Raw genomic sequence first — 22572 nt, forward strand, 5'->3', positions numbered from 1 at the left:
CCAAGGAAACGCCGCTCGGTTGCGGCGCTACGGGGAGCCAAGTCCATGCCGAACGTCATTGCCATCAACGCCCAAGCCAGCCAGGGCATCATTGCCGCTCAGGCGACCTCGGACGACATGCTCCTCGCAAGCATTGCCGACGGCAACCGGACGGCCATGCACATCCTTTACTGCCGGCACAATGTACGGGTGTACCGATTCATCCTGCGCATCGTGCGCGACGCCACCACGGCGGAAGATCTGGTCAGCCAGGTGTTTCTGGACGTGTGGCGGACCGCCGGCCAATTCCAGGGCCGCTCGCAGGTGTCCACCTGGCTGCTCTCGATCGCCCGCTTCAAGGCGCTGACCGCGATGCGCCAGCGCCGCTTTGAGGACATCGATCAGGAGGACGTGCGTCAGATCCCTGATGGTTGCGACACGCCGGAGACCTCGCTCGACCGCAGCGACACCAGCGCCATCCTGCGCGCCTGCGTGCAGAAGCTGTCGCCGGCGCATCGGGAGATCATCAACCTCGTCTATTACCACGAGAAGTCGGTGGAGGAGGTCGGCCAGATCATCGGCATCCCCCAGAGCACGGTGAAGACGCGGATGTTCTATGCGCGCAAGCAACTCGCCGATTTGCTTAAGGGCGCCGGCGTCGACCGTTTCGCCGCTTAACAATAATGTTTTCAAGGGGATAGGACCTCCGTTTTGGCCCTCTCCCCGGACACGGAAGCGTTACCACTGACGAAACAATTGAAACAAACGACAACATCAGGCGGAAAAACTTCCCTTCTATAAAGCTCCCATACGGTTTCGTTAAACCTCCCAAGACCTCCAGCGACCCGGACGATGCCCCGTCCGGGTCGTTTTTATTTGGGCCTGAGTGGTTGCCGGCTCCGCGGTCGGTGCGCTCCCTCCCCCGCTTGCGGGGGAGGGCTGGGGAGAGGGTGTTTCCGCAACGGGGCACTCCCCCCAGAGGAAAGAACCCTCACCCGCCGCACTCTGCGAGTGCGCCGGCCTCTCCGGCAAGGGGGAGAGGCGGGAGCCCGCGGCCACCGTGCTCTGCAAAGCAACAGCCCCCGTCACGAAGCCGTGACGCTGCGTAACGACCGTCCCACCGCACGCGAACAGCCCTCGTGACCTCCCTCACGAGTGCCTCATGCTCGACCTGCTCTTTGCTCTCCTCGCCGGCATCCTCACCATCGCGGCGCCCTGTACGCTGCCAATGTTGCCGATCCTGCTCGGCGCCTCGATCGGGCGCGCGGGGCATCTGCGACCCGCGATGATCGCGCTCGGCTTCGTCTTTTCCTTCTCCATGGTCGCGCTGGCGCTCGGCGCGATCACGCGGGCCTTCGATTTCGATCCGAACGTGCTGCGCGAGGCGGCAGCGGTCCTGCTGCTCGGCTTCGGCCTGTTGATGCTGTGGCCGGCGCCGTTCGAATGGCTGTCGATCCGGATCAACGGCTGGCTCGATCTCGGCAACATCGGCGCCACGCAGCGCGACGGCGCACTCGGTGGGCTGATCCTCGGCACCACCTTGGGACTGGTCTGGACGCCCTGCGCAGGGCCCGTGCTCGGCTCGATCCTGACGCTGGTGGCGACGTCGAAGAACGTTGCCTGGGCCGGCACGCTGCTCGTCGCCTATGCCATTGGCGCTGCGATCCCGATGCTTGGAATAGCCTACGGCGGACAGGCCGCGACCACGCGCGTGCGCAGCCTGGCCCGGATCTCGCCGCGGCTGCAGCAGGGCTTTGGCGTCGTCGTGATCGGCTTCGCGGTCGCCGCCTATTTCCAATACGACACGCTGATCGTGGCGTGGCTCACCGGCTTCTACCCCACCGGCCAGATCGGCCTGTGATCCCCCTCATCTTCACCGGAGGACACTTTCCATGACTCTCAAGCTGCTCGCAATGTCTGCTGCACTGATCGGCATCACAGTGACCGGCGCCGTCATTCCCGGCATCTGCGACGAGGCCGCACGCGCCGCGCCTGTCGTCACCGCCGCCGCGAACCAGCAGGCCGCGCCCGACTTCACCGGCATCACCAACTGGTTCAACTCGAAGCCGCTTCATATCGCCGATCTCCGCGGCAAGGTCGTGCTGGTCAATTTCTGGACCTATGGCTGCGTCAACTGCGTCAACACGTTGCCGCATGTCACCGGCCTCTACGCCAAGTACCGGGATCGAGGCCTCGTCGTGGTCGGCGTGCACACGCCGGAATTCCCGTTCGAGCGCTCCGCCGCCAACGTGCAGGCCGCGCTGAAGCGCCATGGCATCACCTATCCGGTGGCGCAGGACAATGAGTCCAACACCTGGAACGCCTATCGCAATCAATATTGGCCGGCGCAATACATCGTCGACCAGAGCGGCAAGATCGTGTTCCAGCACGCCGGCGAAGGCAGCTATGACGAGATCGATCGCACGGTGGCCAAGCTGCTGAACGCGAGCAGCTGACGCCGCACGGTCATCGCGCGGCGGGCTTCAATTGTCGCCCTTGTTGCTTGACTCCACGGAGCCGTCCGTGGAGTTTCGCAACCGACGCAATTAGCCGCCCGCAATGGACGCGACCACCAGCACCGACATCCGCCTTCGTGAAGGTTCCTCGATCGCGCAGCGGCTGGTCGTGGCCGGCTGTGCGGCTGCCGTTGCGCTCTGCTTCACGCCGGGTCTGTTCACGCAGGACCTCCTGGAAATCACGATATCGACGGTGGCGCTGCTGGTGGGAGCCGGATTCGTCGTCGGCATCATGATGGCGCCGGCGGTGGTGTGGATCATCACGCCGGACGAGATCCTGATCGGGCGGCAGCGGCCGTTCGGAAAGCTCCGGACGCGCCTCGTCGGCAAGGACGAGATCACGGCGCTACAGGTCCCCGGCAGCAAGCGGGTGAAGGCCCGCTTCCAGCTCGTCTTCACCCTGGCCTCGGGCGAGCGGCTGACCTCGCCGCCGATTTCCGACGTCACCCATGTCCGCGACACCGTGGCGTGGATCGCGGCGCATTTCGACGTTCCCAATGTCGAGGCGCCGAGCAACCCGCTCGATGCCAGCAATCCCGAGATGCATCTCGGCGAGCCTCTCGAGGCGTTTCCTGCACGGGAGATCCGCATCGTCGCACTGATCGCGGTGGCTTTGTCCGCGGCCCCCTATGCCTACAAGCTGTGGCGCGGCCTTTCCCCCAGCCATGTCGATATACTGCTGCTGCCGCTGGGTGCGATCGCGGCATTCACCATCTATCGCTATGCCAACCTTGCGACCGGCGCGTTCTGGGTCATTCGACCGAACGATATTCGCGTCGAGCGCCTGTGGGGCGACGGCAGCCTGCGCGCCGACCAAATCACCGGACCCGACGTCAAGTCGATCACGGTCGAGCGCCGCGGCCGCTCCGAGGACGAGCATTGCATCGTGGTGATCCGGCTGCATTCGGGGCGGCGGTTTCGCAGCCCCCGCATCGGCTCGCGCGTCGAAGCCCGCGCCGTGGCGACGGAGATCGTCCGGCGGCTCGGGATCCCGGCGGGGAGCAACAAGATTTAGCTGGCGCAAATTGTCGGCCTCGATCTCACCACGCGTTCGATCTAAGCCTCTCCCGCTTGCGGGAGAGGTCGCCGCGTAGCGGCGGGTGAGGGTTCTATCCTCTGGGGGAGTGTCCCATTGCGGAAGCACCCTCTCCCCAACCCTCCCCCGCGAGCGGGGGAGGGAGCGGACCACCACTGCGGTACCACCTATGCTTTTCGCGCCATCCCCTGTTCCTGGCATTGCGCCGAGCCCGTCAAAAAACCAAAGCATTCTCGTGACATGCCAGGACGGCGCGCCATCAACTTGCCATGAACTTGCCCCTCAGGTTTGATGGTTCCGAATGATTTGCGCTGTGTGGCAGCGGGGAGAGCTTGAATGACGGATTTTCGTCGCCTGACCGGGGTTTTCGTGGCTGCGATGGGACTGGCCCTGTCCACACCGCACGCCTTCGCCCAGCAGCCGGACCGCGGCGACGAGCCGGGCCTGATCGCCGATGACGGATACCAGCTCGAGCCGGAATGGCAGAAGCAGGTGGTCTACTTCCGCACCACCGAGCCGCCGGGCACGATCATCGTCTCGACGGCCGAGCGTCACCTCTATTTGGTGCAACCCGGCGGGCGCGCCATCCGCTACGGCATCGGCGTCGGCCGCGACGGATTCCAGTGGCAGGGGCTGGTGACCATCACCAACAAGAAGGAGTGGCCGGACTGGACACCGCCGCCGGAGATGATCCAGCGCCAGCCTTATCTGCCGCGCTTCATGGCCGGCGGCCCGGGCAACCCGCTGGGGGCCCGCGCCATGTATCTCGGCACCACCGTCTACCGCATCCACGGCACCAACCGACCCGACACGATCGGCACCAAGGTGTCGTCCGGCTGCTTCCGCCTGGTCAACGCCGACGTCGCCGACCTCTACGATCGCGTCCCTGTCGGCACCAAGGTGGTCATCCGGCAGAAGCCCGAGCTCTAAGGTTCATGATCCCGGCATGATTGCTTCGGACGGCCGCAGCGTGCCTTGCGCCAACGCGGTCGTCCGGATCCGGATCATGCACTCCGTCCTCGCCTGATTCCTTTTCCCGATTTTTCGAGAGAGCAACATGATGCGCACTTTTCGTGGCGGCCTGCTGATCGGGGTCGCCATCGCCGTGCTGGTCGCCATCGGCGCGATCATTTACGAGTTTTACGACACCCGCACCCTGAGGCGCACGGTTCGCCGCGGCGAGGTGCTGTGCGGCGTCAACAAGGGCCTGCCGGGCTTCTCGATCCCCGACGACAAGGGCAACTGGACCGGCTTCGACGTCGATTTCTGCCGCGCGGTGGCCGCTGCGATCTTCAACGACCCCGGCAAGGCGAAGTTCGTTCCGCTCGACGCCAACGAGCGTTTCAAGGAGCTGCAGAGCCGCAAGGTGGACATCCTCTCGCGCAACACGACCTGGAGCATGGCGCGCGAGCTCGACTACGATTTGTATTTCCCGGCCGTGGCCTATTACGACGGCGTCGGCTTCATGGTGCCGCGCACGCGCAACAAGGAGACCTCGCTCGACCTGGCAGACAGCAAGGTCTGCGTGCAGAACGGAACCACGACGACACTCAACGTCGCCGATTACTTCCGCATCAACAACATGAAGTATGAAGAGGTGAAGTTCGATAACCTCAACGACGTGGTGAAGGCGTACGACACCGGCAAGTGCGACACGTTCTCCGCCGACGTTTCTCAGCTCTATGCTCTCAGGCTGAACCTGACGAAGCCCGGCGACCACATGATCCTGCCGGACATGATCTCCAAGGAGCCGCTCGCCCCCGTGGTGCGCCAGCGCGACGACGACTGGATGATGATCGTGAAGTGGACGCTTTACGCGATGATCAACGCCGAGGAGCTCGGCGTGACCTCGGAGAACATCGACGAGGCCTTGAAGTCGAAGAAGCCGGAGGTGATGCGCCTCGTCGGCACCGAAGGCCGCTACGGCGAGCAGCTCGGCCTCACCAAGGACTGGGCCGCGCGCATCATCCGCCACGTCGGCAATTACGGCGAGATGTACGATCGCAACATCGGCGAGAAGTCGAAGCTGAAGATCCCGCGCGGCATGAACCAGCTGTGGAACGCAGGCGGCGTGCAGTACGCACCGCCGATGCGGTAACGACACTGTCCTTCGTCATTGCGAGGAGCGCAGCGACGAAGCAATCCAGACTGTCTCCGCGGAAAGATTCTGGATTGCTTCGCTGCGCTCGCAATGACGAGATTGAGGCGAACGCTTCCACAATATCAAGTGCCGTAGCCCGGATGGAGCGTAGCGCAATCCGGGGCGTCTCGCCGTGCGGAAAGAACCCGGATTTCGCTGCGCTCCATCCGGGCTACGGGATACTCAATAACCCCGCGACCTGGCCAGCTGCTCGGTGTGGTAGTTCGCATCGCCGAACAGCTCCTCGCAGACGCGGGCGCGCTTCATGAAGAAGCCGATGTCGAACTGGTCGGTCATGCCCATGCCGCCGTGCATCTGCACGCCTTCCTGCACCGCGCGCGTGGCGGTGGTGCCGGCGCGCGCCTTGGCGACGGCGACGGCGGATGCGGCCTTGGCAAGGTCGGCATCGAGCGCCTGCAGCGCCTTCATGGTGGCCGCGCGGGTGATCTCGATGTCGATATAGAGCTCGGCGGCGCGATGCTGCAGCGCCTGGAATTCGCCGATCAGCTTGCCGAACTGCTTGCGGCTCTTCAGATACTCGACGGTGCGGCCAAAGACCTCGTCGCTGAGGCCGACCATTTCGGCGGCGACCGCGCCGCGGCCGATATCGAGCACGCCATCGAGCAGGCCGGCCGCCTGGTCGACCTCGCCGAGCACGCTGTCGGCGGTGACCTCGACATTGGCGAATTCAATCCGCGCCGCATTGTGCGCATCGACCATGATGGTGCGCTCGATCGCAACGCCCTTGGCCTTGGGGTTGACCAGGAACAGCGTCAGGCCCTCGCGTTCGCCGGCAGAGCCCGCGGTGCGCGCGGCGACGATGAGGAGATCGGCGACATGACCGTCGACCACCAACGCCTTGGCGCCCGATAGCTTGAAGCCGTTGCCGGCGCGCGCGGCCTTGAGGCTGGTCTGCAGCGGGCGATGCTTGGCGCCCTCGTCGATCGCGAGCGTCGCGAGCAGCGAGCCGTTCGCGATCTTCGACAGATATTCCGATTTCTGCGCGGCATTGCCGCCGCGGGTCAGCACTGATGCCGCCACCACTGACGTCGCGAGGAAGGGCGATGGCATCAAGGTGCGGCCGATCTCCTCCATGATAATTCCGGCTTCGACGAAACCGAGATCGCTGCCACCGAACTCTTCCGGCACGAGCAAGCCGGCAAACCCCATCTCGGCGAAGGAATGCCAAAGATCCTTGGAGAAGCCGGTGGGGTCCTTGCTGTCGCGCAAGTGGCGCAGGTGCGACACCGGCGCCTTGTCGCTGATCAGCCCGCGCGCGGAGTCGCGGAGCATGGATTGTTCTTCGGTGAGGACGAGGGCCATATGCGTGTTTCCGATTCGAAATCTATCTGGTTCGTCATTCCGGGATGCGCCGCAGGCGCAGGCCCGGAATCCATCGGGCGGCAGAGGGGGAGGATGAATGGATTCCGGGCTCGCGACTTCGTCGCGCCCCGGAATGACGGAAACCTCACGCCCCCGGCAGGTCCAGGATGCGCTTGGCGACGATGCCGAGCATGACCTCGGACGTGCCGCCCTCGATCGAGTTAGCCTTGGTGCGCAGCCAGGCGCGCGGGCGCGCGCCCTGCCTGGAGCGCTCGCTCTCCCATTCCAGCGCATCGACGCCGCCCGCCGACATCAGGATTTCGTGGCGGCGCTTGTTGAGCTCGGTGCCGTAATATTTCATCGCCGAGGAGAACGCCGGATGCGCCTGCCCGGCCTTGGCGAGATCGACCGCGCGCTCGGCGCAGGCCGCGAGCGCAGCTTCATCGACGTCGAAGCTCGCGATTCTACCGCGCAGCATGGCGTCGTCGAGCCTGCCCTGCCCATCGGTGCCGACGGAATCGGCCGCGATCTGGCCGAGCGGCCGGCCGACGCCGCGCTCGCCCATCCCCGAGATCATCGCGCGCTCGTGCTGGAGCAGATATTTCGCGACGTCCCAGCCGCGGTTGATGGTGCCGACGACATGCGACTTCGGCACGCGGACATTGTCGAAGAAAGTCTCGCAGAACGGCGAGTAGCCCGAGATCAGCAGGATCGGCTTGGTCGAGACGCCCTTCGAGGCCATGTCGAACAGGATGAAGCTGATGCCGTCATGCTTCTTCGCGGCCGGGTCGGTGCGGACCAGGCAGAAGATCCAGTCGGCGTAATTGGCGTAGGACGTCCATATCTTCTGGCCATTGATGATGAAGTCGTCGCCATCGCTCTCGGCGCGGGTCTGGAGCGAAGCGAGGTCGGAACCGGCGTTCGGCTCCGAATAGCCCTGGCACCAACGGATCTCGCCCGCGGCGATCTTCGGCAGATGCTCCTTCTTCTGGGCCTCGTTGCCGTATTTCAAGAGCGCCGGCCCGAGCATCCAGATGCCGAAGCTCGACAGCGGCGGCCGCGCGCCGATCCGCGCCATCTCCGCACGCAGCACCTTGTGCTCGGCAGCGCTTAAGCCACCGCCGCCATACTCCTTCGGCCAGTCGGGCACGGTCCAGCCCTTGTCGCGCATGCGCTCGAACCAGATGCGCTGCGGCTCGGACGAGAATTTCGCGTTGCGTCCGCCCCAGAACACGTCGGCATCGGACGTTGCGGGCTTGCGCATCTCCGGCGGGCAATTGGCCTCCAGCCAGGCGCGGGTCTCGTTGCGGAATGTTTCGAGATCGGCGAATTCAGAATCGCTGGTTTTGAGATCGGTCATTGGTCGTTTCCATCACCCAACATTCGAATTGTTGACAGCGAGTCTGGGCCAAGCCCCCGCGGAATTCAACCACTTATCGGTTATAGTCATTGCTGCGGCGAGCCTTGAAAACAAAGAGGAAACGACAATGCGCCTAAAACTTCTTTCGCCTGGCGAAATGAACGAGAGCCAGCGGCAGACCTATGACGAGTCGATCGCCGGCAAGCGCGGCAAGCCGCCGCCTCCGATGATGGCTTGGCTCAATAGTCCCGAGATGGCCCGGCACGCCACGCGGCTCGGCGAGGTCATGCGCTTCGACACGATCTTCCCGGCCAAGCTGTCGGAGATCGCGATCCTGGTGACGGCGCGGCACTGGACCGCGCATTACGAATGGTACGCGCACAAGCGCCTCGCGCTCGCCGGCGGCATGAAGGGCGAGATCATCGATGCGATCCGCGACCGCCGCACCCCCGATTTCGACGATCCCATGGGGAAGATGATCTACGATCTCGCGAAGTCGCTGCACGAGGGCCACGGCGTCGAGAAAGGTCTCTACGACGAAGCGGTCAAGCTGCTCGGCGAGCGCGGCGTCGTCGAGGTCATCGGGCTGTGCGGCTACTACACGCTGGTGTCGATGACGCTGAACACGTTCGAGTTCGGCCTGCCCGAGGGCGAGGTGTCGGAGCTGGCTTAGTTTCCCATTCAGAAACGATGGGTTTCGAGTTTGGCCGTAGCACTGGCTCGAAGCGGGGCCTACGTGCATGTTTTCGAGGGAGCATTCACATGTCGCAAAGCCCCACCATTCCTGCCGGCACCAGGATCGGCCACGTCCATCTCAAGGTCGCCGATCTCGATCGTGCGCTCGGCTTCTATTGCGGCGTGCTCGGCTTCGAGCTGATGCAGCGGATGGGCTCGGGGGCGGCCTTCATCTCGGCCGGCGGCTATCACCACCACATCGGGCTCAACACCTGGGAGAGCAAGGGCGGCTCACCGCCGCCGCGTGATGCGACCGGGCTCTATCACACCGCGATCCTGTTTCCGACGCGCCCCGCGCTGGCGGATGCGCTGCATCGGGTGCTCACGGCCGGGATTGCGCTCGATGGCGCCAGCGACCATGGCGTCAGCGAGGCGCTTTACCTGCGTGATCCCGACCAGAACGGCGTGGAGCTGTATTGGGACAAGCCGCGGGAGCAATGGCCGTTCGGGCCTGACGGGAAGCTCGCGATGTTCACCAAGCGGCTGGATGTCGAAGCGCTGTTGCGGCAGCGGGAGGGGTGATGCCTAGAGGTAGGCACGGCGCGAGGAGCGCCTTTACCCACCCCTGCATGCGCTGCGTGATCAGCGCCCTGCGTCCATATCCCCCGCCTCGCGCTGGCCGCTGAGCCAGAGCGCGAGCAGGGTCCAGAACGCGCCGGACAACAGATACGCACCCGAGGCGATGACGCCGAGATTGGTGGCGAGCAGCAGCGCGACCAGCGGGGCGAAGCCGGCGCCGAACAGCCAGGCCATGTCGGAGGTCAGCGCCGACGCCGTGTAGCGATAGGCCTGCCGGAAATTCGAGGCGATCGCGCCCGACGACTGGCCGAATGACAGGCCGAGCAGGATGAAGCCGATCACCATGTAGATGGTCTCGCCGAACGCGCCGGCGTCGAGCAGCTGCGGCGCGAAGCCGCTGTAGATCGCGATCGCGATCGCCGATCCCATCAAGAGCGACTTGCGGCCGACGCGGTCGGCAATGATGCCGGAGGCCACGATCGCGGCGACGCCGAACACGGCGGCGACGATCTCGATGATCAAAAAGCGCACCGGGCTTTCGTGGGTGAACAGGAACACCCAGGACAGCGGGAACACCGTGACCATGTGAAACAGCGCGAAGCTCGCCAGCGGCGCGAAGGCCCCTAGCATGATGGTCTGGCCTTCGCGCGCGACCGTCTCGGAGATCCGCGCCGGCTGGAGTTCGCGCGTCTCGAACAGCGTGGCGTATTCTTCCGTCGTCACCATACGCAGACGCGCGAACAGCGCGACGACATTGATGGCGAAGGCGACGAAGAACGGATAGCGCCAGCCCCAGTCGAAGAAGTCATCTGCCGAGAGGAGACCGGCGAAATAGGCGAACAGCGCGCTCGCCACGATCAGCCCGAGCGGGGCGCCGAGCTGAGGCACCATCGCGTACCAGCCGCGCTGCGAGGCCGGCGCATTCAGCGCCAGCAGCGAAGCCATGCCGTCCCAGGCGCCGCCCCAGGCCAGACCCTGCGCGATGCGCGCCAGCGCCAGCAGCCAGATCGCGGCGACGCCGATCTCCTGATATCCGGGCAGGAACGCGAGCGCGACGGTGGCGGTGCCGAGCAGGAATAGCGCCGAGATCAGCTTGGCCGTCTTGCCGTATTCCCGGTCGATCGTCATGAAAATGACGGTGCCGATCGGACGGGCCATGAAGGCCAGCGCGAAGACCATGAAGGAATAGAGGGTCCCGGTCAGCTCGCTCGCGAACGGAAACACCAGGCGCGGAAACACGATCACCGAGGCGATCGCGAAGACGAAGAAGTCGAAGAATTCCGAGGTACGGCCGATGATGACGCCGATGGCGATCTCGCCGGGACTGGCCTGGTCGTGGCCGTGCTCGCCCGTGTGGAGGTTTGCCATTGCGGGGGTCTGTGCCGTCGCCATTCGTGCGCCCTTAACGTCCTGAAAACCAAAGCTGACCGCCCGGCGGGGCGCCAGGCAATCTGACCCTGTCTGGCCCAAGCTCCCGCACTGCAACATTGGACAAATTGTCCAATGTCCGGATTGTTGCGCCGCAGCTACCCCTTGGCCCCGCAAAGGAAACTCATTCTCATAAGGCTCGGCCCGTGTCTCGTCTCAAGATCCTGGCGCTACTACCTCTGGCTGCTGCGCTCAGCGGCTGCGACTATGTCGTGCTGGCGCCAGCCGGCGATATCGCAGCGCAACAGCGCGACCTCGTCATCATCTCCACCGTCCTGATGCTGCTGATCGTCGTGCCCGTGATGGCGCTGACGGTGCTGTTCGCCTGGCGCTACCGCCAGTCCAACACCGCGGCCCGCTACGAGCCGGACTGGGATCACTCGACCAAGCTCGAGCTGGTGATCTGGTCGGCGCCGCTTCTCATCATCATTTGCCTGGGCGCGCTGACCTGGATGGGCACGCATCTGCTCGATCCCTATCGCACCCTCGGCCGCATTCATGCCGAGCGCGCCGTGGACAAGTCCAAGGCCCCGCTCGAGGTCGACGTCGTCGCGCTCGACTGGAAGTGGCTCTTCATCTACCCGGACTACGGCATCGCCACCGTCAATGAGCTCGCAGCTCCGGTCGATCGCCCGATCACCTTCCGCATCACCGCGTCCTCGGTGATGAACTCGTTCTACATCCCCGCGCTCGCCGGCCAGATCTATGCGATGCCGGGCATGGAGACCAAGCTCCACGCCGTCGTCAACCACGCCGGCACCTACAAGGGTTTTTCGGCGAACTATAGCGGCGCCGGCTTCTCCGGCATGCACTTCAATTTTAAGGGACTCGACGACAACGGCTTTGACGCCTGGATCGCCAGCGCCAAGTCGGCCGGCGGCTCGCTCGGCCGGGCCGAATATCTTCAGCTGGAGAAGCCCAGCCAGAACGAGCCGGTGCGGCGCTGGGGCGCCGTCGATGCCGATCTCTACCGCCTGATCCTCAACATGTGCGTCGAGACCGGCAAGATGTGCCAGAGCGAGATGATGGCGATCGACGCCAAGGGCGGCAACGGCCATCAGGGCCTGAACAACACACTGCCGCTCGCCTACGACAAGTATGCCCGCCGCGGCACGGTGCTCGGACCCGAGCCGACCTTCGTCGCCGGCACCTGCACGCCGGATGCGCCGCAGGGGCAGACCACCGCCTCGATCAAGGCTCCGACCGATTTCGCGCCGCTCCTGGGTGCCGGCCTGAAGCGGCCGTCGTTCACGCCGCTGAAGTCCTCGTCCTTCTTCCTCGGACAGCGTCCCAAGTCCGATTCCTGAAGTCAGATTCCTAAAGAGAACGCGCATGTCTCCTGATCTTCTCAAGCTCATTTTCGGCCGGCTCGGCCTCGAATCGCTGCCGCTGCACGAGCCGATCGTCGTCGGCACCTTCGTGGTGGTCGCGCTCGGCGGCGCCGCGCTGCTCGGCGGCCTCACCTATTTCCGCCTCTGGGGCTATCTCTGGCGCGAATGGTTCACCACGGTGGACCACAAGCGCATCGGCATCATGTACATGATCCTCGGCATCGTGATGCTGCTGCGCGGCTTTGCCGATGCGCTTATGATGCGCGGCCAGCAGATGCTCGCCTTCAATGGCTCCGAAGGCTATCTCAACGCCCATCACTACGACCAGGTCTTCACCGCCCACGGCGTCATCATGATCTTCTTCGTGGCGATGCCGCTGGTCACGGGCCTGATGAACTACGTCGTGCCGCTGCAGATCGGCGCGCGCGACGTCTCGTTCCCCTTCCTGAACAATTTCAGCTTCTGGATGACGGTCGGCGGCGCGGTGCTGGTGATGGCCTCGCTGTTCATCGGCGAATTCGCCCGCACCGGCTGGCTGGCTTATCCGCCGCTGTCGAACATCGGCTACAGTCCCGACGTCGGCGTCGACTATTACATCTGGGCGCTGCAGGTCGCCGGCGTCGGCACGACGCTATCCGGCATCAACCTGATCTGCACCATCGTCAAGCTGCGCTGCCCCGGCATGACCATGATGAAGATGCCGGTGTTCACCTGGACCTCGCTCTGCACCAACGTGCTGATCGTCGCCTCCTTCCCGGTCCTGACCGTGGTGCTCGCGCTGCTGTCGCTCGACCGCTACGTCGGCACCAACTTCTTCACCAACGATTTCGGCGGCAGCCCGATGATGTACGTGAACCTGATCTGGATCTGGGGCCACCCCGAAGTCTACATCCTGGTTCTCCCGGCCTTCGGCATCTTCTCCGAGGTCACCTCGACCTTCTCGGGCAAGCGGCTGTTCGGCTACACCTCGATGGTCTACGCCACCGTGGTCATCACCATCCTGTCCTACCTCGTGTGGCTGCACCACTTCTTCACGATGGGCTCGGGTGCCAGCGTCAACTCGTTCTTCGGCATCACCACGATGATCATCTCGATCCCGACGGGCGCGAAGATGTTCAACTGGCTGTTCACGATGTATCGCGGCCGCATCCGCTACGAGCTGCCGATGATGTGGACCATCGCCTTCATGCTGACCTTCGTGATCGGCGGCATGACCGGCGTTCTGCTCGCGGTGCCGCCGGCCGACTTCGTGCTGCACAACAGCCTGTTCCTGATCGCGCACTTCCACAACGTGATCATCGGCGGCGTGGTGTTCGGCGCGTTCGCCGGCATCAACTACTGGTTTCCGAAGGCGTTCGGCTTCAAGCTCGATCCGTTCTGGGGCAAGATGTCGTTCTGGTTCTGGGTCACGGGCTTCTACCTGGCCTTCATGCCGCTCTACGTGCTCGGCCTGATGGGCGTGACCCGGCGCCTGCGCGTGTTCGACGATCCGTCCTTGCAGATCTGGTTCGTCATCGCCGCGATCGGTGCCGTGTTCGTCTTCATCGGCATCCTCGCGATGCTGATGCAGTTCGCGGTCAGCCTGCTCAAGCGCGAGCAGCTCAAGGACGTCACCGGCGATCCCTGGGACGCGCGCACGCTGGAATGGGCGACCTCCTCGCCGCCGCCGGACTACAACTTCGCCTTCACCCCCGTCGTTCACGACAATGACGCGTGGTGGGACATGAAGCGGCGCGGCTATCAGCGTCCGCTCACCGGGTTCAAGCCGATCCACATGCCCAGCAGCACCGGCACCGGCATCATCCTCGCCGGCTTCGCCACCGCGATGGGCTTTGCTCTCGTCTGGTACATGTGGTGGCTCGCAGCCCTGAGCTTCATCGCGATGCTCGCCGTCGGGATCGGCCACACCTTCAACTATCACCGCGACTTCGACATTCCGGCTGACGACGTCATCCGGACCGAGGACGCGCGCACCAAGCTGCTCGCCGGAGCCAAGTAAATGACCGTTGCCCTCAATCCGTCGCAGACCGGCGAGCCGGTCTTCTATCTCGCCGACGAGCATCCGCATCCGGAAGGCTGGAGCACCTCGCTCGGCTTCTGGATCTATCTGATGAGCGACTGTCTCATCTTTGCGATCCTGTTCGCCACCTACGGCGTGCTCGGCGGCAACTATGCCGCCGGCCCCGCGCCGAAGGACCTGTTCGACCTCACCCTGGTCGCGGTGAACACCTCGATGCTGCTGCTGTCGTCGATCACCTACGGCTTTGCGATGCTGACGATGCAGCAGAACAAGGTCGCGCAGACGCAAATCTGGCTCGCGATCACCGGCCTGTTCGGCCTCGCCTTCATCGGCATCGAGCTCTTCGAGTTCGCCCACATGATCCACGAGGGCGCCACGCCGCAGCGCAGCGCCTTCCTCTCCGCCTTCTTCACCCTGGTCGGCACCCACGGCCTGCACGTCACCTGCGGCCTGATCTGGCTGGTGACGCTGATGGTGCAGGTCGGAAAGTTCGGCCTGATCGAGGCCAACCGCCGCCGCCTGATGTGTCTGTCGATGTTCTGGCACTTCCTCGACGTGGTCTGGATCGGCGTCTTCACCTTCGTCTATCTCCTGGGAGTTCTGCGATGAGCACCGATACCCACGCAGCCGGCGCGCACGACCATCACCACGAGGGCGGCCACGCCCACAGCACGTTCTCGGGCTACATGCTCGGCTTCGTGCTCTCGGTCGTGCTCACCGCGATCCCGTTCTGGCTGGTGATGAGCGGCGCGCTGCCGAGCAAGCAGATCACCGCGCTGGTGATCATGGCCTTCGCAATCGTGCAGATCGTCGTGCACATGGTCTACTTCCTGCACATGAACACGACCTCCGAGAACGGCTGGACCATGATGGCGCTGATCTTCACCATCGTGATGGTGGTGATCGCACTGTCGGGTTCGCTGTGGGTGATGAGCCACCTCAACAGCAACATGATGCCGATGCACCAGATGAGCGGCATGAAGTGAGCGAAACCGGGACCGTGACGGGTGAGGACGGAGATGCGCGCAGCAAGGCTGCGCGGTCGCCGTCCTTGTGGCTTACGATCCTGTCGCTCATTACTTTCGTGCTTCTGATCGCGCTCGGCGTCTGGCAGATCGAGCGCCGCGCCTGGAAGCTGGCGCTGATCGACCGGGTCGAGCAGCGCGTCCACGCGCCGGCTCAGCCGATTCCCTCGCCCGCTTCGTGGTCCACCGTCAGCGCCGCAAATGACGAATACAGGCACGTCAGCCTCAGCGGGCGCTTCCTGCATGAGAGCGAGACGCTGGTTCAGGCCGTTACCGAGGAAGGCCCCGGCTATTGGGTGCTGACGCCGCTTGCGCGCGACGACGGCACGCTGGTCCTGATCAATCGCGGCTTCGTGCCGTCCGAGCGCCGCGACGCATCGACGCGCCGGGACGGCAATCCGCAAGGTCGGGTCGAGATCACCGGCCTCCTGCGCATCACCGAGCCGAAGGGCGGTTTCCTGCGGACCAACGTGCCCCAGCACAACCGCTGGTACTCGCGGGACGTCGCCGCCATTGCGGCGGCGCGCGGTCTTGGCGAGGTCGCGCCCTTCTTCGTGGACGCCGACGCCGGATCACAAATCGCCGGCGGCCCAATCGGCGGATTGACCGTGATCCGCTTTCCCAATAACCACCTGATCTACGCGCTGACGTGGTTTACCCTGGCTTTCATGCTCGCCGGCAGACTTTTCGTCATATTCGGCGGCGGGCTGTTCCGTCGCAAGCGCTTCGTCCACGACAAGGCCGGCGGCTCGGATGCCGACGCCCGCAGGACGGGATCAGATGCTGGAACGATCGTCGAGCCGACCTGACGACGGGAAAACGCTTTCCCAGACGCTTGGGCGTGACGGGCAAGCCGTCACGCTGCAATCGCAGGCCGACGCGCGCAGCGAGCTGATCGGCACCATGCCGACCGAGGACGAGACCAACCGCAAGAACATGGCGCTGCTGATCCAGCTGCGCTGGAGCGCGGTGGTCGGCCAGATCGTGACCATCGGTGCCGTGCATTTCGGCCTCGACATCCCCCTGCCGCTGGAGCGGATGGGCGCGGTGATCGGCGCGCTGGTGCTGCTCAACGTCTCCAGCCTAGTCTGGGTGCGCCATCGCGCTGCGATCACCAACAACGAGCTGTTGGTCGCCTTGATACTGGACGTCGCCGCGCTGACCGCGCAGCTCTATCTCTCCGGCGGCGCCACCAATCCCTTCACCTCGCTGTTCCTGCTCCAGGTGACGCTCGGTGCGGTGCTGCTCGATGCCCGATCGACCTGGTCGCTGGTGGCGCTGACCTGCGCCAGCTTCGTCTGGCTGACATTGGCCTACCGGCCGCTCGATCTGCCGCCCAATCCGTTGAGCGAGACCTATACGCTCACCGTAACAGGCATGCTCCTGGGCTTCGTGCTCAACGCCGTGCTGCTCGTCGTGTTCGTCACCCGCATCAACAGGAATTTGCGCGAGCGCGACGCGCATCTGGCGGCGCTGCGCCAGCATGCCGCCGAACAGGACCATATCGTGCGCATGGGCCTGCTCGCCTCCGGTGCGGCGCATGAGCTCGGCACGCCGCTCGCCTCGCTCTCGGTAATCCTCAGCGACTGGCGCCGCATGCCCGATCTTGCCGCCGATCAGGAGCTTGCCGAGGACCTCGCGGAGATGGAAACCTCGTTGCAGCGCTGCAAGTCGATCGTGACAGGCATCTTGGTGTCGGCGGGCGAAGCGCGCGGCGAAGGCTCCTCGCCGACGACGGTGACGGCCTTCGTCACCGCGCTGGTCGACGAATGGCGCAATGCGCGCTCCGCCCGCACGCTCTACTTCGTCAACACCTTCGGCGAGGACGTCGCAATCGTCTCCGACGTCGCGCTGAAGCAGGTGATCTTCAACGTGCTCGACAACGCCTATGAGGTCTCGCGCGAGTGGGTCGAGCTCGTCGCCGAGCGCGAGGGCGACAATCTCGTGCTGTCGATCTCCGACCGCGGCCCGGGCTTTGCGCCGGAGATGCTGGCGCAGTTGGGGAAGCCCTACCAGTCGAGCAAGGGTCGTGCCGGCGGCGGGCTCGGCCTGTTCCTGGTGGTGAACGTCGTGCGCAAATTGGGGGGCACCGTGAGCGCCAAGAACCACAGGAAGCGCGGCGCCACGGTGCGCCTCACGCTGCCGCTCGCAACATTGGCGATCGGAGGGAATTTTGACGCCTGACCGTTCGCTGATCGTCGTCGAGGACGATGCGGGTTTTGCCCGCACGCTGAAGCGCTCGTTCGAGCGCCGCGGCTACGAGGTGGTACTCGCCGCCTCGATCGAGGAGGTGCGCCAGGTGCTGGAGGAACGCTCTTTCGGTCATGCCGTGGTCGACCTCAAGCTCGGCGGCGCCTCGGGCCTTGCCTGCGTCGAGCTCCTGCACACGCATGACCCGGACATGCTGATCGTGGTGCTGACCGGCTTTGCCAGCATCTCCACCGCGGTCGAGGCGATTAAGTTGGGGGCCTGTCACTATCTGGCAAAGCCGTCGAACACCGACGACATCGAGGCCGCCTTCCACAAGGCCGAAGGCAACGCCGAGGTCGCGCTCGATTCGCGGCCGACCTCGATCAAGACGTTGGAATGGGAACGCATCCACCAGACCTTGATCGAGACCGACTTCAACATCTCGGAAGCGGCCCGCCGGCTGGGCATGCACCGGCGGACGCTGGCGAGGAAGCTCGAGAAGCGCCCGGTGAAGTAGGAGCGCTATCGCCATTTGAGAGCATTCCCTGCGGCCCATCCTTCGAGACGCCCGCTTTAAGCGGGCTCCTCAGGATGAGTGCGGAGTGCGCGGCAGCAGTTTCAACGAGCACTGATGCTGATGAGCCTCATCCTGAGGAGGCGCGTCAACGCCGTCTCGAAGGACGAGGCGTGCGCACCGGCCGCTATTTGCCGAACTGCGCGATCAATTCGGCTAGCGCGACGTGGCCTGTGCACGATCCCGTTCCCGGATCAGACCCGCCGTCCTCCAGAGCGGTGGCGTAGAGGACCGCGGGATCGGCTTCGAGGCGCGCGCGCAGCGCCGCCAGCTTCGGCCAGCGGCTCCTCTCCGCGACCGCGTGGAAGTCGAGCCAGCGTGCGACACCGACAAGCACGGCGTCGGCGAGGGTCGGCCGGTCCCCGAGCAGAAATTGCTGCGTTTCGATCATTTCTTCGAGCTTGTCATGACGCTCGATGACCCTTGCTGTGCCGAAGGCGCGCAGGACCGACTTCGCGGCAGGCTCCATGGCTTCGGCTTCCAATGCGGCCCACAGCGGCGCGAAGGCGGCGGTGAAACCGGTATTCACGAACGCCATGAGCTGATGCATGCGATCGGCTTGCCGTGACAGCGGATCGAAGCTGATGCGCCGTTCGACATCCCTGGCCTCTAGCCAGGCCGCGATCGCCATCGTTTCCGTCAGCACCTCGCCCTGCTCGGTGATGAAGACCGGCGTCTCGTGTCGCGGATTGATATGGGCGTATGACGGGTTTCGCATCTCGCCCAACATATCGACCCGACACAGCCGATATGGCTTGCCCAGCCATTCGAGAGCCGCAACGAGCCCCATGGAGCTTCCCTTCGGGAAGCCGTAGAGTAGAATTGGGTCCATGATCCATTCTCCGTGATTTCTGATGATCACGCTGCGCAGCGGTGATGCGACCCTAGACGCTCGCCGCATCAAGTAAATTACGAACTTTTTTGTAACCTGGAGGCGCCGATGAAGGATCTCGTGTCGAGATGTCCCATCGAGGAAGTGATGCAGATTCTGAGCGGTCGCTGGCCGACTCTGCTGATCTACTATCTGAAGCAGGGCACCAAGCGCTTCAGCGATCTGCGCCGCGATAATCCGACCATCTCACACAGGATGCTCGCGCTCGAGCTTCGCAAGCTGGAGGACGCCGGCATCGTCAGCCGCACCGAATTCGGCGGATATCCGCTGCGCGTGGAGTACGATCTGACGGCCGCCGGTCACGCGCTCGTGCCCTTGATCGATGCTTTGGGGGACTGGTGGACGTCGGTTGCGGCGGCGGCTGACGGAGAAGGCCGCCGGAACGAAATCAGCGTCTCGGCAAGGGCGCAGCGAACCAGCGGCTGAAGGCCCAAGCGAGGAGACTGCCGTGACAATGCTCGTCGAGCGCTTCAACCTGCCGGCTGCGCATTCGCCCGCGCCGAGCGAGCGCGATGCCGAAACAGTTCAGTTCGCACAGGCCGCGCTGACGTCCGCCAAGCGGGAGGGCCTGCAACTCGCAGTGCGGGCGCGCTATGTCGCCCTCGTCGTCATTGGCTGCCTGATCATGGTGATCAACCCCGCCTGGGAGCAGCTCTACTACGTGGCGCTGCTCGGCTTGTTCGCACTGATCGGCTGGGCCCAGGTCCGGGTTGGGCGGGTCGGCCTGTCACGGCCGGAATTGGCACTCCTGTTCTGCGACCTGGCGCTGCTGACCTGCCTCATCGTGGTTCCCAATCCGTTCGGAGCCTCGCACTGGCCGGTCGCGATGCAGTACCATTCCGGCAACTTCATCTATTTCTTCGTCCTGCTCGCAGGCGCCACTTTGGCCTATACTTGGCGGACCGTCATTGCGGTCGGCATCTGGACAGCTGCGCTCTGGATTGTCGGCATAGCCTGGGTCTGGTGGCAACCCGATCGCGATCCTGCGCTGACGGCCCGCATCGCGGCCGCAACAGGCAACGATGAGCGCTTGTTTGCGATGATCTCGCCGAGCGAGATCGTGTTCCACGTTCGCGTCCAGGAGATCGTCGTATTCATGATCGTGGCCGTGACCTTGGCGCTCGCGGTCCGCCGCAGCAACGTCCTCTTGATCCGGCATGCCGCGGTGGAGCGCGAGCGCGGCAACCTCGCGCGCTACTTTTCACCGAATGTCGTGGCGGAATTGTCGAAACAGGACGAGCCGTTGAAGCAGGTGCGCACGCAACACGTCGCGGTGCTGTTCGTCGACATCGTCGGCTTCACGGCCTTTGCCGATGGACGATCGCCGCAGGAGGTTGTGCGGACGTTGCGGGAATTCCACGGATTGATGGAGCAGGAGGTTTTCCGCCATAGCGGCACGCTCGACAAATATCTCGGGGATGGATTGATGGCGACGTTCGGAACGCCCTTTGCCGGCGAGCACGACGCCAGCAACGCGCTGCGATGTGCCCAGGCGATGATCGCGGCGGCGGAGCGTTGGAACGATCAGCGGGCAGCGTCAGGCGAGCCAAAGCTGCATGTGAGCTTTGGCTTGCATTATGGGCCGGTGGTGCTCGGCGACCTCGGGCAGACCTGTCTGGAATTTGCCGTGATCGGCGCGACCGTCAACGTGGCAAGCCGTCTCGAGGCCTTGACCCGCACCTTGGGCTGCGCGCTGGTGGCAAGTGACGATCTCGTCAGCCAGGCGAAGGCCGAGCTGGGCGGTGCAGCCACAACGTTTCAGTCATTGGAAGCGCGAGAGGCGCGGGCGGTCCGCGGCATTCAGCAGCCGATCGCGATCTGGACCCAGCCGCGCGGCGCGTAGAGCCGAACTCCCGCGGCCTCAGGAAGCCAAACAAAAAGCCCGGCCAAACGGCCGGGCTTTTGATTGCTTGCGTTCGGTGCCGGCTTACGCGGCCTCGTCGGCGACGGTGCTGTCGTCGCCATCGGTATCGTCGGTATCGCCCTCGGCATCCGTGTCAGCTTCGCCCTCGGCAGCTTCCGCCTTGGCATTGCGGCGCGGGCTCTTGGCGAGCTGCGCCTCGATCTCCTTGACCGCTTCGGTCTCGGTCGAGTGCTGCACCACCGCGATCTCGCGGGACAGGCGGTCGAGCGCCGCTTCATAGAGCTGGCGTTCCGAGTAGGACTGCTCGGGCTGCGATTCCGAGCGATAGAGGTCGCGCACGACTTCCGCGATCGCGACGATGTCGCCCGAATTGATCTTCGCTTCGTATTCCTGGGCGCGGCGCGACCACATGGTGCGCTTGACGCGGGCGCGGCCCTTGAGGGTCTCCAGCGCCTTCTTGACCAGGGCCGGGTCGGACAGCTTGCGCATGCCGACATTGGCGACCTTGGCGGTCGGCACGCGCAGCGTCATCTTGTCCTTGATGAAGTTGATGACGAACAGCTCGAGCTTCGCACCGGCGATCTCCTGCTCCTCGATGGCCAGGATCTGGCCGACGCCGTGAGCGGGATAGACCACGAATTCGTTGGCCTTGAAGCCCTGACGCTGGGTCACGACCTTCTTTTCCTCGACCTTCGGCGCAGCCGCGGGCTTGGCAGCCGGCTTGGCGGCGACGGGAGCCTTGGCGGGCGCAACGGCAACAGGGGCCTTCGTCGCGGCGGGCTTGGCAGCGGGGGCCTTGGCAGTCACAGGCTTGACATTCAAAGGCTTGGCGGCAGCAGGCTTGGCAGCGGTCGCTTTCGCGGCCGGTTTGGCAGTCTTGTTAGGCATTGCGCTTCTTTTGTTCTTCGAGGACTTTGCAGCCGGCGCCTTCGTCGCGGTCCGACCCTTGGATGCGCTACGGCTGGCCGCGGCGACTTTTTTGGCCTCCTTATGGGAAGCCCTCGCTGAAGTACTCTTTTTACGCGTTTTCTGTGACACAGCCTGCGCGCGGAAACTGCCACGCCCCTGTTCGACATTTGGTTTCACGGGAACCCAGAGGGGCCAACGGGGCTGACGGGGTTCGGCTTAATGTGCCCAATATAGCACATTTCCCGCAAAAATCAATGATTTAGGGGTCTTCAGGGCTGGTTTTCGGCGGCAGCGCCGCTATTAGGGTTAAGTTTGGACGCGAATTAGTCCCCAGAGCCGGGGTTCGGAGAAAAATATTTCTCGAACTTGCCTTCCATGCCGTCGAATTCCTTGGCGTCGGCAGGTGATTCTTTCTTCTGGGTGATGTTCGGCCAGCTCTTGGCGTAGTCGGCGTTGACCTGGAGCCACTTTTCGAGGCCCGGTTCCGTGTCCGGCTTGATGGCGTCGGCGGGGCATTCCGGCTCGCACACGCCGCAATCGATGCACTCGTCGGGATGGATGACGAGCATGTTGTCGCCCTCGTAGAAGCAATCGACCGGGCAGACCTCGACGCAGTCGGTGTACTTGCACTTGATGCAGTTTTCAGTGACGACGTAAGTCATCCAACGCTCCGAAAAGCTCTTTTAGAAGTCGCGGCTTGCCTAGCGCGGATGGCCGGGCGCCGCAAGGTC

23 protein-coding genes are annotated in these 22572 nt (G+C 64.3%); 17 read left to right on the forward strand and 6 right to left on the reverse strand.

The features are described from left to right. The first annotated feature begins 45 nt into the window (after positions 1–45). The 6 genes from I6F16_RS28210 to I6F16_RS28235 all read left to right on the forward strand — a co-directional run bounded on the left by I6F16_RS28210 (position 46) and on the right by I6F16_RS28235 (position 5629). Positions 46–657: a sigma-70 family RNA polymerase sigma factor gene (locus I6F16_RS28210; protein WP_225174174.1), complete on the forward strand. Its 612-nt coding sequence runs from the start codon at positions 46–48 to the stop codon at positions 655–657. A 484-nt stretch (positions 658–1141) separates the two neighbouring features. After that, positions 1142–1840, forward strand: coding sequence for a cytochrome c biogenesis CcdA family protein (locus I6F16_RS28215; protein WP_036020281.1), 699 nt, complete (start codon positions 1142–1144; stop codon positions 1838–1840). A gap of 31 nt (positions 1841–1871) precedes the next feature. Then, a complete protein-coding gene (locus I6F16_RS28220; RefSeq protein WP_225174175.1) occupies positions 1872–2435 on the forward strand; it encodes a thioredoxin family protein in 564 nt (187 codons plus the stop codon). Positions 2436–2538: 103 nt separating this feature from the next. Then, complete coding sequence (locus I6F16_RS28225) at positions 2539–3510, forward strand: hypothetical protein (protein ID WP_225114905.1); 972 nt, start codon at positions 2539–2541, stop codon at positions 3508–3510. Between the two features lie 357 nt (positions 3511–3867). Further along, on the forward strand, positions 3868–4461 hold the full coding sequence (locus I6F16_RS28230; protein ID WP_225134377.1) for a L,D-transpeptidase: 594 nt from the start codon (positions 3868–3870) through the stop codon (positions 4459–4461). A 130-nt stretch (positions 4462–4591) separates the two neighbouring features. Next, complete coding sequence (locus I6F16_RS28235) at positions 4592–5629, forward strand: amino acid ABC transporter substrate-binding protein (RefSeq protein ID WP_036001959.1); 1038 nt, start codon at positions 4592–4594, stop codon at positions 5627–5629. Positions 5630–5854: 225 nt separating this feature from the next. Here the strand turns inward: I6F16_RS28235 and I6F16_RS28240 are convergent, their stop codons facing one another. Then, a complete protein-coding gene (locus tag I6F16_RS28240; protein WP_225114903.1) occupies positions 5855–6994 on the reverse strand; it encodes an acyl-CoA dehydrogenase family protein in 1140 nt (379 codons plus the stop codon). Positions 6995–7139: 145 nt separating this feature from the next. Then, on the reverse strand, positions 7140–8354 hold the full coding sequence (locus I6F16_RS28245) for an acyl-CoA dehydrogenase family protein (RefSeq protein WP_225114902.1): 1215 nt from the start codon (positions 8352–8354) through the stop codon (positions 7140–7142). 127 nt (positions 8355–8481) lie between these two features. Between I6F16_RS28245 and I6F16_RS28250 the strand changes: the two genes are divergently transcribed. After that, positions 8482–9027 carry a carboxymuconolactone decarboxylase family protein gene (locus I6F16_RS28250; RefSeq protein WP_036001930.1) on the forward strand — a complete coding sequence of 182 codons (546 nt, stop codon included), beginning with the start codon at positions 8482–8484 and terminating at the stop codon, positions 9025–9027. 89 nt (positions 9028–9116) lie between these two features. After that, positions 9117–9611, forward strand: a complete 495-nt coding sequence (locus tag I6F16_RS28255; protein WP_225114901.1) for a VOC family protein — start codon at positions 9117–9119, stop codon at positions 9609–9611. Between the two features lie 60 nt (positions 9612–9671). Here I6F16_RS28255 and I6F16_RS28260 read toward each other — a convergent pair whose 3' ends face one another. Beyond that, positions 9672–11000, reverse strand: a complete 1329-nt coding sequence (locus tag I6F16_RS28260; RefSeq protein WP_225114900.1) for an MFS transporter — start codon at positions 10998–11000, stop codon at positions 9672–9674. A 182-nt stretch (positions 11001–11182) separates the two neighbouring features. Between I6F16_RS28260 and cyoA the strand changes: the two genes are divergently transcribed. The 7 genes from cyoA to I6F16_RS28295 are packed head-to-tail and all read left to right on the forward strand — an operon-like array spanning position 11183 to position 18119. Beyond that, complete coding sequence (gene cyoA, locus I6F16_RS28265) at positions 11183–12343, forward strand: ubiquinol oxidase subunit II (RefSeq protein ID WP_225114899.1); 1161 nt, start codon at positions 11183–11185, stop codon at positions 12341–12343. 25 nt (positions 12344–12368) lie between these two features. Continuing rightward, the gene (cyoB, locus tag I6F16_RS28270) at positions 12369–14366 is read left to right on the forward strand and encodes a cytochrome o ubiquinol oxidase subunit I (protein WP_225114898.1); all 1998 of its coding nucleotides are present in this window, start codon (positions 12369–12371) and stop codon (positions 14364–14366) included. Continuing rightward, on the forward strand, positions 14367–14996 hold the full coding sequence (cyoC, locus tag I6F16_RS28275) for a cytochrome o ubiquinol oxidase subunit III (protein ID WP_225114897.1): 630 nt from the start codon (positions 14367–14369) through the stop codon (positions 14994–14996). It abuts the gene before it with no gap. Continuing rightward, positions 14993–15373: a cytochrome o ubiquinol oxidase subunit IV gene (gene cyoD, locus I6F16_RS28280; protein WP_036001948.1), complete on the forward strand. Its 381-nt coding sequence runs from the start codon at positions 14993–14995 to the stop codon at positions 15371–15373. The genes cyoC and cyoD overlap by 4 nt, the downstream gene beginning before the upstream one ends. Further along, positions 15370–16221 (forward strand): SURF1 family protein, encoded by an 852-nt coding sequence (locus tag I6F16_RS28285; protein WP_225114896.1) that lies wholly within the window; start codon positions 15370–15372, stop codon positions 16219–16221. Before cyoD ends, I6F16_RS28285 begins: the two co-directional genes overlap by 4 nt. Beyond that, complete coding sequence (locus I6F16_RS28290) at positions 16193–17596, forward strand: ATP-binding protein (RefSeq protein ID WP_225174176.1); 1404 nt, start codon at positions 16193–16195, stop codon at positions 17594–17596. The genes I6F16_RS28285 and I6F16_RS28290 overlap by 29 nt, the downstream gene beginning before the upstream one ends. Beyond that, a complete protein-coding gene (locus tag I6F16_RS28295) occupies positions 17586–18119 on the forward strand; it encodes a response regulator transcription factor (RefSeq protein ID WP_057028497.1) in 534 nt (177 codons plus the stop codon). Before I6F16_RS28290 ends, I6F16_RS28295 begins: the two co-directional genes overlap by 11 nt. A 184-nt stretch (positions 18120–18303) precedes the next feature. Here I6F16_RS28295 and I6F16_RS28300 read toward each other — a convergent pair whose 3' ends face one another. Beyond that, positions 18304–19008 (reverse strand): glutathione S-transferase family protein, encoded by a 705-nt coding sequence (locus tag I6F16_RS28300; protein WP_225114909.1) that lies wholly within the window; start codon positions 19006–19008, stop codon positions 18304–18306. A 108-nt stretch (positions 19009–19116) separates the two neighbouring features. Between I6F16_RS28300 and I6F16_RS28305 the strand changes: the two genes are divergently transcribed. Together I6F16_RS28305 and I6F16_RS28310 are read left to right on the forward strand one after the other, a co-directional pair. Further along, complete coding sequence (locus I6F16_RS28305; protein WP_225114895.1) at positions 19117–19494, forward strand: helix-turn-helix domain-containing protein; 378 nt, start codon at positions 19117–19119, stop codon at positions 19492–19494. Positions 19495–19522: 28 nt separating this feature from the next. Beyond that, a complete protein-coding gene (locus I6F16_RS28310) occupies positions 19523–20911 on the forward strand; it encodes an adenylate/guanylate cyclase domain-containing protein (protein ID WP_225174182.1) in 1389 nt (462 codons plus the stop codon). 84 nt (positions 20912–20995) lie between these two features. Here the strand turns inward: I6F16_RS28310 and I6F16_RS28315 are convergent, their stop codons facing one another. After that, positions 20996–21820 (reverse strand): CarD family transcriptional regulator, encoded by an 825-nt coding sequence (locus tag I6F16_RS28315; protein ID WP_074447640.1) that lies wholly within the window; start codon positions 21818–21820, stop codon positions 20996–20998. Between the two features lie 344 nt (positions 21821–22164). Beyond that, positions 22165–22503, reverse strand: a complete 339-nt coding sequence (fdxA, locus tag I6F16_RS28320; RefSeq protein WP_018643465.1) for a ferredoxin FdxA — start codon at positions 22501–22503, stop codon at positions 22165–22167. Positions 22504–22572: the final 69 nt, after the last annotated feature.

Source organism: Bradyrhizobium sp. IC4060 (genome assembly GCF_020193715.1).
GTDB lineage: Bacteria > Pseudomonadota > Alphaproteobacteria > Rhizobiales > Xanthobacteraceae > Bradyrhizobium > Bradyrhizobium yuanmingense.

Excerpts from the sequence above, each read along its gene's own strand:
- I6F16_RS28210 (WP_225174174.1), top strand. The coding sequence starts at position 46 with ATGCCGAACGTCATTGCCATCAACGCCCAAGCCAGCCAGGGCATCATT.
- I6F16_RS28215 (WP_036020281.1), top strand. The coding sequence starts at position 1,142 with ATGCTCGACCTGCTCTTTGCTCTCCTCGCCGGCATCCTCACCATCGCG.
- I6F16_RS28220 (WP_225174175.1), top strand. The coding sequence starts at position 1,872 with ATGACTCTCAAGCTGCTCGCAATGTCTGCTGCACTGATCGGCATCACA.
- I6F16_RS28225 (WP_225114905.1), top strand. The coding sequence starts at position 2,539 with ATGGACGCGACCACCAGCACCGACATCCGCCTTCGTGAAGGTTCCTCG.
- I6F16_RS28230 (WP_225134377.1), top strand. The coding sequence starts at position 3,868 with ATGACGGATTTTCGTCGCCTGACCGGGGTTTTCGTGGCTGCGATGGGA.
- I6F16_RS28235 (WP_036001959.1), top strand. The coding sequence starts at position 4,592 with ATGCGCACTTTTCGTGGCGGCCTGCTGATCGGGGTCGCCATCGCCGTG.
- I6F16_RS28240 (WP_225114903.1), bottom strand. The coding sequence starts at position 6,994 with ATGGCCCTCGTCCTCACCGAAGAACAATCCATGCTCCGCGACTCCGCG.
- I6F16_RS28245 (WP_225114902.1), bottom strand. The coding sequence starts at position 8,354 with ATGACCGATCTCAAAACCAGCGATTCTGAATTCGCCGATCTCGAAACA.
- I6F16_RS28250 (WP_036001930.1), top strand. The coding sequence starts at position 8,482 with ATGCGCCTAAAACTTCTTTCGCCTGGCGAAATGAACGAGAGCCAGCGG.
- I6F16_RS28255 (WP_225114901.1), top strand. The coding sequence starts at position 9,117 with ATGTCGCAAAGCCCCACCATTCCTGCCGGCACCAGGATCGGCCACGTC.
- I6F16_RS28260 (WP_225114900.1), bottom strand. The coding sequence starts at position 11,000 with ATGGCGACGGCACAGACCCCCGCAATGGCAAACCTCCACACGGGCGAG.
- cyoB (WP_225114898.1), top strand. The coding sequence starts at position 12,369 with ATGTCTCCTGATCTTCTCAAGCTCATTTTCGGCCGGCTCGGCCTCGAA.
- cyoC (WP_225114897.1), top strand. The coding sequence starts at position 14,367 with ATGACCGTTGCCCTCAATCCGTCGCAGACCGGCGAGCCGGTCTTCTAT.
- cyoD (WP_036001948.1), top strand. The coding sequence starts at position 14,993 with ATGAGCACCGATACCCACGCAGCCGGCGCGCACGACCATCACCACGAG.
- I6F16_RS28290 (WP_225174176.1), top strand. The coding sequence starts at position 16,193 with ATGCTGGAACGATCGTCGAGCCGACCTGACGACGGGAAAACGCTTTCC.
- I6F16_RS28300 (WP_225114909.1), bottom strand. The coding sequence starts at position 19,008 with ATGGACCCAATTCTACTCTACGGCTTCCCGAAGGGAAGCTCCATGGGG.
- I6F16_RS28305 (WP_225114895.1), top strand. The coding sequence starts at position 19,117 with ATGAAGGATCTCGTGTCGAGATGTCCCATCGAGGAAGTGATGCAGATT.
- I6F16_RS28310 (WP_225174182.1), top strand. The coding sequence starts at position 19,523 with ATGCTCGTCGAGCGCTTCAACCTGCCGGCTGCGCATTCGCCCGCGCCG.
- I6F16_RS28315 (WP_074447640.1), bottom strand. The coding sequence starts at position 21,820 with ATGCCTAACAAGACTGCCAAACCGGCCGCGAAAGCGACCGCTGCCAAG.
- fdxA (WP_018643465.1), bottom strand. The coding sequence starts at position 22,503 with ATGACTTACGTCGTCACTGAAAACTGCATCAAGTGCAAGTACACCGAC.